The 4309-nt window shown below is 46.8% G+C and carries 2 protein-coding genes and 1 pseudogene; all 3 read right to left on the minus strand.

The annotated features are described in order from the left end of the window. A partial coding sequence (locus ACTTKG_RS09385; protein ID WP_442673944.1) for a hypothetical protein occupies positions 1 to 1460 on the minus strand: 1460 nt, incomplete at its 3' end. Between the two features lie 68 nt (positions 1461 to 1528). After that, complete coding sequence (locus ACTTKG_RS09390) at positions 1529 to 3454, minus strand: GTPase (RefSeq protein ID WP_442673945.1); 1926 nt, start codon at positions 3452 to 3454, stop codon at positions 1529 to 1531. 615 nt (positions 3455 to 4069) lie between these two features. Continuing rightward, positions 4070 to 4309 (minus strand): annotated as a pseudogene (locus ACTTKG_RS09395) (serine/threonine protein kinase); the annotation flags it as partial.

Consider the following 4309-nt stretch of genomic DNA (forward strand, 5'->3'; position numbering starts at 1 on the left):
GTTTCGGTTTTGTTTTCTAATCCCTGCATATTAAACCGAATGGCGAAACTTTGTATCTCCTGCTCTTCATAATCGGAAATTATCTTTCCTACCGTTTCGTTAAGCCGTTGCTGCACAACTTGCCGCATCATGTTTACAACGCGCCGTGAAATTTCCTCGGCAGAAAGTGTGCCTCCGCTTTGATGTACTTCTCGTTCCCATGAAGATAGCTCTGCCAGTATGTTACGCTTGAGCTCTCTCTTACAAGAAAGTTCCAAAGACCGAGCGGTTTCATCCAAGGCTCTTTTTTTATCGGCAATTGCCTCACGAATACGGGACAGGCTTGTTTGCAAAGCGTCTATTCCTTCATTACCTTCGGCACTATTTTCGCCTAATATTTCCTCGATAAAAGAATTGAATGCACGGCGCGGACGCTTTTCTTTGAGTCTGGCGGCATCTCCCGCCGCCTTGCGTCCCAAAATTTGCATCAGCTGATCAAGATTGCCTGCTCGATACGCATCTTCATCCATATTTTCTATGCCTTGTTGAGCCAAGCGTGAGGAAATGCTTATTGCACGGCATTGATTCTCCTTGATGTTTGGATAATCGGCCAGCGTCCTTCGGTAAACATCATCCTCCTGTTTTTGGCGGCTATCTTTAGGTATGAGGTTCCGAGTGATTTTTCCGTCCCTGATTTCCGTTTTTATTTTATCGGAACGTGTCAGGAGAATGATGGCCTCCTGTCCTTCACGGGACATTTGGGACATATAGTGCATATCCTTCTGCAAACCCGGTTCTGCTGAATTCATGAGGAAGATGCACATATCTGCGTAGGATATGTACTCATCTACCATTTCATCCATGGAACGCATATCACCTTCTTTGCCCACGGCACCCGTGCCGGGCGAGTCCATCCAACGCAAGCCGGATAACGTGAAATACTGAATAGAGCCGGTAGTGTCCGTCACACCTTCTTCAAACCAGATTTCACCGTTGTCATCTGCTTTGATGCCGCCCTTTTTACGCGCTTCTTCCTCCGTTTCAAAGATCGGCATAGGCAGGTGTTTGTAATCATTATCAAACTCTGCGTTTCTAAAATAGCGTCCACCGATAAAATTGCCCAAGGAGCTTTTGCCGCTTTTTACCGCGCCGAAAACCAAAACGACCAAATACTTCTCATGCTTGGACATAAACTCTCTGCCCTTGCGGTCTTTCTCTATCTTGGTTTTCCATGTCTTGATGACCTCGTTCTTAGCTGTCAGATTGGCGGCAAGCGCCATACCGATGCGATCACGACTGTCTATATATTGCGTGAAATTCCCTTTGATCGCCTCGCTTTGCTGTTCAAAAAGGGTCAGCAATTTCGCTACCTCGTTGCTTTTGGCGTCGATTTCCTCGGAGAATCCGGCTAACTCCGCTTGGATATGGTCAAGATTGTTCAGAAAATCTGCTGCACTCTGTTGCATATATTCTGTTCCCATCGGCAATATCCCCCCAAATGACAATGCTCCACCGTTTTCTTTGCTGTAACGATCCGTGTACTGCGCCTTTACCCATCGAGTTGCATAGTTTCAATCTCAGCAGCAACTTTATCGTTCCGAATAATTTCCTCTCGTTCGTCGGCAAACTCCACCAGAGTTCTCTCGTCAATATCGTCCTTTACACCGCTCACGAGATCGCCCATATTCTCGCAGTAATACGACGGACGTTTTTGCGCGTCCTGAACGGTGGGAAGGTCGCTGACATTTTCAAGCGCACACAATCCGTCAAGGCACTCCCGAAAATTGGATTGCAGTTCGCTTTGCAGACGTTCTGCTTGTCTGCGCTTGCTATCATACGCTGAGGAAACAGAAACGTCCGTGCCCGTACGATTCGCCAATTTTTGTATGACTTCCTGCTGAAACGAACGCTCCAAGCCGTCCATGATTTGCCTGTGCAGTTCGTCAAGATTTGCTGCCTCGTACAAAAATTCACAAGCACTGTCGACAGCCTCATTAAACGCAGTTTGTCCATCGTAAAGTGAAAAGCTATACTTTCTCACTTTTTTCTCGCCGCCGAACCAACCGCTTTCGTAAACGTTATATGAGTCAATGGACCAATCTATACCGCTACGGTGTACCTTTCCGCGAAATCGCGTGATAAATCTATCGAAATGCTCCTCGTATGCTCCTTCCCTCCAATCTTTTCCATAACAAAGTGATTTACCGTCAAGATCAAAATAGAACGATACCTCATCGCCGCCCATATAGACTTCTGTTCCTATGGATATTCCGGCGTTCAGTATATCGGTTTTTCCGGCTTGCCGGATAGCATTCTCCAATTTGGTTTTTATTCCGGAAAAGCATTCGAAAATTTGCTCGGAATACGCCTTTCCCAAAATTTCGCAAATGCTAGATCCCCGTCTGGGGGCAAAATACCAATTATATTTTTCAGCATAGCTTTCCCGAAGCTTATCCAATCTGCTTTTGGCAGAATCACGGGAACTGAAACCGTCCTCGTTGAAAGATGGTGGATCGATCAAGGGCATGTATACACTATTGATACGGGTCAAGTTTGCCGACTTAAATATACTTTTGGCATCGCTGTCCAAGCGATAAAGCGGCTCCCATCTATTTTGTTCTGCCTTCGCTTCACACCAAGCATTGTGGGTATCTTCGATTTCTGCTTGGAACTTATCCAACTTTTCTTTCACCGATTTTTCCCAATCCAAAAAACGCCCCGCCTTCGCCGCCATAGTGTCAGCCACAGTTTTGCGCTCACCCTGAATGGCTTCCATAATTTCACGCTTAGCTTGCGAGAAGCGTTGCTCCATCAGCTGCGTCTGCTCTTGCCGCCATGCGTCCAAATGGGCAAGAATATACTCTTTAAGCTCCCGGATGCCGCTCATGGCAATCAACTGCTCGCTGTTTGCCTCATTGCCATCCTGAAAATATGTGTTCGATACCCGGAATATCGGAAAATCATGCTCACCACAACCGCTCTTTATGTTTCGCAGACTTTCCTCCTCAATGATTCGCATTTTTTTGCTGTCCTCAGCATCATCCGCATCGTACTCGTCGATATTGGAGAATACAAGCACAAAATGCCGCCAGAAATATTCGGGAGATACCGCTTCCTTTGCCATACGATTGAGGCTGTCGATGTCATCGCGTTCCACGGCACCGGTTTTTACTGTATGAACAAAAACAATCAAGTTGGCACGGCGATATGCATCGAAAGCGACCTTGTCATCACTGCTGTCTGCATCCAGGCCAGGGGTGTCAACCATGACCACATCTTGGCTGAAGTCTGCATCCTGCCTTGTCATCGTAGTGCGAATGTCATCAACCGCAAAAATGGGCTTATTGAGCAACGAATTGAACAGGCTGCTTTTTCCGTGATTCATGCGACCGGCATTTACAATGAAAATCTTTTTTCCATCTTCCAGTATTTCATCACGCTTATTTTTCAGGAAATTGACCCAATCTTTCTCCATATAAAATCCCCCCAAACGATATCGTCAAGCTCAGAATGATGTGGATATATCAAAACGAGAAACAAGAACAGATGACCAAGCAAAAAATAGAAAACAAATATGAGCAAAGTTCGCCCAGAAGCTCTCCATAAGATGACCTTCACTCGTGATGCTTCGCATCAGATTCATGATCCCGCATTATCCGTACACGTCCATATCAATGAAAGTCAGACACCGCTTTCCGCTTTCCCCTTTCCCAATTCCGTCTTATGAATAAACCGGCTTTGCCTCCCGCTGTCCGCCCCCTCGGAAAGCACGCATTCCTATGTGCGCAAACAAGTGCGGATGCGGACATAGGTCATCAACGCCCCCCATTATAACAAAGACCTCGCAGGCTTTGGTTACCTGCGAGGTCACTGGAGCAATTTTTGATTTTGCAGACGTTTCTGCGGTCGTACGGTCGTAACTGGTTCTATGGAAACGCTGATAAAATGAAGTCGTCCAGATTTACACAGATGCGCTGTTCCTATCTAGGAAACAAACCGCAGGCGTAGCGGTGCTACGTCGAGGATTTGTTGACGACGAGAGGACAGTGCAGATGTGTGAAGATGGGCGGCTGAATTTATCAGTGGTTCCCTATATATCCAGCAATCTCTTTTGGTCGGCTACGAACTCGTCGATCGCCCGATTGCGTTCCGCCTCGGTCATTGGCGGCAGACTTTTTATAAAGGCATCTGTTCGAAGCCCCAGTTCGCCGCCCTTCATAGCCTCGAGCCGTTCCTCGTCCGAAGTATTGCCGGAGGAGAATACCTCATTCCTTATCTGCCAATAGGCAAGTTTTTCCGGATCATCCTTGAACTCTGCCAGGAATGCATC

Origin of the sequence: Selenomonas sp., assembly GCF_052169755.1 — a bacterium.
GTDB lineage: Bacteria > Bacillota > Negativicutes > Selenomonadales > Selenomonadaceae > Selenomonas.